This window comes from Sphingomonas sp. NPDC019816, from assembly GCF_050274375.1.
Classification (GTDB): Bacteria; Pseudomonadota; Alphaproteobacteria; order Sphingomonadales; family Sphingomonadaceae; genus Sphingomonas.
On record NZ_JBNNOB010000201.1, the window covers coordinates 1 to 4371 of the forward strand.

At 66.8% G+C, this 4371-nt stretch carries 3 protein-coding genes; 2 read left to right on the plus strand and 1 reads right to left on the minus strand.

Annotated features, from left to right (window positions below; genetic code table 11):
- Window positions 1–338: 338 nt before the first annotated feature.
- Complete coding sequence (locus ACQKJZ_RS18245; RefSeq protein ID WP_427732980.1) at window positions 339–2495, minus strand: histidine kinase dimerization/phosphoacceptor domain -containing protein; 2157 nt, start codon at window positions 2493–2495, stop codon at window positions 339–341.
- A 185-nt stretch (window positions 2496–2680) separates the two neighbouring features.
- On the opposite strand from ACQKJZ_RS18245, the gene ACQKJZ_RS18250 reads away from it, so the two are divergent.
- Together ACQKJZ_RS18250 and ACQKJZ_RS18255 are read left to right on the plus strand one after the other, a co-directional pair.
- On the plus strand, window positions 2681–3847 hold the full coding sequence (locus tag ACQKJZ_RS18250) for an acyl-CoA dehydrogenase family protein (RefSeq protein ID WP_427732982.1): 1167 nt from the start codon (window positions 2681–2683) through the stop codon (window positions 3845–3847).
- A gap of 16 nt (window positions 3848–3863) precedes the next feature.
- Window positions 3864–4371: carboxyl transferase domain-containing protein (locus ACQKJZ_RS18255; RefSeq protein ID WP_427732984.1), on the plus strand; the 508-nt coding region annotated here is incomplete at its 3' end.

The following is a 4371-nucleotide window of genomic DNA, read 5'->3' on the forward strand; positions in this document are numbered from 1 at the left end:
GGGCTGGGGTGGGGCATCGCCGCGAATCGCCCGCCTGTGGAAGCGCTCCACCCCCGGCCCCTCCCCTGAAGGGGAGGGTGGGTTCATTTCATGTCATCCTGCTATAACACTTTCACCCTACGCGCTATCGGGAGCGGGCCCAGTGTCGGGTTAACAACCCCCCCCATTGTTCACCCGACACCCCCCACCTGGCGGGAGAGGGAGGGAGGCCTGGAGGGCCGGAAAGGTGAGGGTGTTTCAGGTCAGTCCCGTGGCCTTCGACTTCGCTCAGGCTGAACGGGGGTTTGGGGCGTTTCCTTCGGCTTCCTGCATGGGCCCCGCCGCGGCGGGACACCCCCTCAATCCGCGATCGGCGCGGTGACGATCGCCCTCAGTCCCGGTTGGTTGTCGTCATATTCGATCGACCCGGACAGCCTTTGCATCATCGCCGCCATCATCCGGCTGCCGAAGCCACGGCCGTCGCCCACGGGCTCGTCCGTCCGCCCGCGTCCCTGATCGGCGACGATCAGGCGCAGGCGGTTGCCATATTGTTCGAGGCTTATCGTCACCGGCCCTACCGCACCGTCATAGGCGTATTTGGTGGCGTTGATGATCAGCTCGGTCGTGACCAGGCCCAGATTGATCGCGCGATCGGTGGGCATCAGGACCGGCGCCAGATCGAGCCGCATCTGCGACCCCCAATCCGCGCCGAGCGAGTGCTTCATGTCGCCGACCAGTTCCTCCAGATAGCGGGCGAGGTCGATCGTCTGGATCTGATCGTCGCGGTACAGGCGGCGATGGACGAGCGCCACCGCCGAAAGCCGCGCCTGCGCCTCGGTCAGCTGTTCGCGGACATGCGCGTCGCTCGCCGCCTTGGCCTGAAGCGCGAGGAAGGAGGACACGAGCTGGAGGCTGTTCTGGACGCGGTGGTCCACCTCCTTCATCAGCACGTCTTTCTGCTGAAGCAGCAGATCCTTGTCGTCGAGCGTCCGCTGAAGCGTGGCGTTCAATCCGCGCAGTCGGCTGTTCTGGAACGCGTCGTGCAGCGCCCGGCGCAGGCGGTGCGCCGCCTCGATCTCCTCCAGTGTCCAGCGGCGCGCACGGCCGCGCACGATCTCGTTCCAGCTGGCGAAGGATGCGCGCGGGGTCAGCGTCTCGTCGGGGCGCAGCGCGACCGACTTGTGCGGGTTGCCGGCCCATTCGACTTCCTCAATGTGCTCGGCGCGGAACCACAACAGGCTGAGACCGCCATCGACCAGCGGCAGCGCCAGCAGGCCACTCGCCGTGGCCGCCAGCGCATCGGAATCGGGCATGATGGCGCCCAGTTCGTGCGTCGAGTAGAGATCGCCGCCCCCGCGCGTCAGCGCCCATTGCGCGACTTCCAGGATGGCCAGCGGCGGCGGACAGGCGCCATGGCTGTGCACTCGGCCGTTCTCGACCAGCGCGAAGCCCGACGCGTTCATCATCGCCATCAGATCGGGCAACAGGCGGCGGATACCGGGCACGACATCGCCGAACCCGGCAATGCGCGGCACGATGCCGTCTTCGGCGGCGCGCAGGCGGAAGCGTTCGCGGTAGACCTCCGCCTCTTCCTTGGCACGGATCTGGCGGGCAAGGCCGCTGGCAAGCGTCGTGGCGGCGGCGCGCAGATCGGGCGACAGGCGGCGCGGGGTCATGTTATGGCATGCGATCATGCCCCACAGCAGCCCGTCCTTCACGATCGAGATCGATGCGGAGGCGGCCACCCCCATATTGCCCAGATAGCGGACATGCACCGGCGACACGCTGCGCAGGCCCACATCGCTCAGGTCGAGGGTTTCGAACCCGGCGGGGCGCAGCGGCGCGGGGACGTAGCCCGCATCCGGGATGCTGCGCGTCCGGTTGCGGATATACAGCGCGCGCGCCTGTTTCGGGATGTCCGAGGCGGGGAAGTGGTGGTGCAGGAAGGAATGGAGCCCCGGCGCGCATGCCTCCGCCACGACGCGCCCCGAATCGTCGTCGAGGAACCGGTACAGCATCACCCGGTCGAACCCGGTCAACATGCGGAAGGTCGTGGCGGCGCGTTCGTACAGGCTTTGCAGGTCGCCGGTCCGCTCGAAGCTGGTCGCCGCGGCGTCGAGCCAACTGAGCGGACTGCCTGCGCCCCAAGGCGTATCGGCCAGCGCCGGCTCCAGCTCGACGAGCAGGCGGTCCGTTCCCAGCCGGTGCGCGGTCGCGGCGAACATCTCGCCGACGCCCGGGACCGGCCGGGTCGTGGTGACCGACCCGGGACCGGCCGGCATCGCCGCCAGCATGTCGCCGACCTCCGCGCCCAGCAAGGCACCGAGTGGCACGCCCAGCCATTCAGGCGCCAGCCGCTCCTCGATAGCGCCGGCACCGGCGATGACCGTCAGGCTGTCCGCCTCCGCCACCAGCAACAGCCCATGCGGCTGGATCGCGCCGGGTATATGAATGGGTTCCCGATCGCAGGCCGTGATGTCGTGGCCCGGATCGGTCTCGACGGGGCGCGTGGCCATCAGGGTCGGACTTTCCTCACCGGCCTTTCCATGCCGGGTTTCCAGGACACATGCAAATGATAGAGATTAAGTCGTTACTTCAAAAATTCCGGCGCGGATGGCGGGTCCGGGAACAAAGATTGCGCGTTCGGGCAATATCCGGTTAAGGCTGCGCAACGGACTCAAAGGGCCGTGTTGGAGAGGACATGATCGACGATTTCGACTTCGCGCTTGGCGAAAGTGCGGACATGATCCGCGAGGCGACGCGCCGTTTCGCGACCGACCGGATCGCGCCGCTGGCCGCGCGTATGGACGCCGAGGACTGGTTTCCCCGTGACATTTGGCCCGACATGGGCGCGCTGGGCCTGCACGGCATCACCGTCGCCGAAGCCGATGGCGGGCTGGGCCTGGGCTATCTGGAGCATGTCGTCGCGATAGAGGAAGTGTCGCGCGCCTCGGCCTCATTGGGCCTGTCTTATGGCGCGCATTCCAACCTTTGCGTCAACCAGATCAGCCGCTGGGGCAATGCGGAGCAGAAGGCGAAATATCTGCCCGGCCTGATCTCGGGCGAGCATGTCGGCAGCCTGGCCATGTCGGAAGTGTCGGCGGGCTCCGACGTCGTCTCGATGAAGCTGCGCGCGGTGAAGGCCGATGGCGGCTGGGTGCTGAACGGCACCAAATTCTGGATCACCAACGCGGCCTATGCCGAGACTCTGGTCGTCTATGCCAAGACGGGCGAGGGGAGCCGGGGGATCACCGCCTTCCTGATCGAAAAGGACATGGCCGGGTTCTCCATCGGCCAGAAGATCGACAAGATGGGTATGCGCGGCAGCCCCACCGCCGAACTGGTCTTCAACGACTGTTTCGTGGGCGATGCGCAGGTGATGGGGCCGGTAAACGGCGGCGTCGGCGTGCTGATGAGCGGGCTGGACTATGAGCGCGCGGTGCTGGCGGGTATTCAGCTGGGCATCATGCAGGCATGCCTCGATGTGGTGGTTCCTTACGTCCGCGAACGCCGCCAGTTCGGCCGGGCGATCGGCGAGTTCCAGCTGATCCAGGCCAAGATCGCCGACATGTATGTCGCGCTCAATTCGGCGCGCGCGTACGTCTACGCGGTGGCGCGGAGCTGCGACGCCGGGCGGACGACGCGGTTCGACGCGGCGGGCGCGATCCTGCTTGCTAGCGAGAATGCGGTGAAGGTGTCGCTGGAGGCGATCCAGGCGCTGGGCGGGGCGGGCTATACCAAGGATTGGCCGGTCGAGCGCTTCGCGCGCGATGCCAAGCTGCTCGATATCGGGGCCGGCACCAACGAAATTCGCCGGATGCTGATCGGCCGCGAGTTGATCGGCAAGCTGGAAAAGGTGGCGCAATGAGCCTTGGGGTGAAGTGATGGGTGCGGTTCTTCCCACACGTATCGCGCGCGACGATGCGGGTTTCCGGGCCAATGCCGATCATAATCGCGCCCTGGCCGAGCGCCTCCGCACCGATGTGGCGCAAGCCGGGCTTGGCGGCAGCGAAGCCTCGCGTGATCGGCATGTGTCACGCGGCAAGCTCCTCCCCCGCGACCGGGTGGAGCAGTTGCTCGACGCCGGTTCGCCCTTCCTGGAAATCGGTCAGCTGGCCGCGAACGGCCTGTACGACGATGCGGTCCCTGGCGCGGGGCTGATCGTCGGGATCGGTTGGGTGCATGGCCGCCAGGTGATGATCGTCGCCAATGACGCGACCGTGAAGGGCGGCACCTATTTTCCGCTGACCGTGAAGAAGCATCTCCGCGCGCAGGAGATCGCGCTGGAGAACCGGCTGCCCTGCATCTACCTCGTCGACAGCGGCGGCGCGAACCTGCCGCATCAGGCGGAGGTGTTTCCCGACCGCGATCATTTCGGCCGCATCTTCTTCA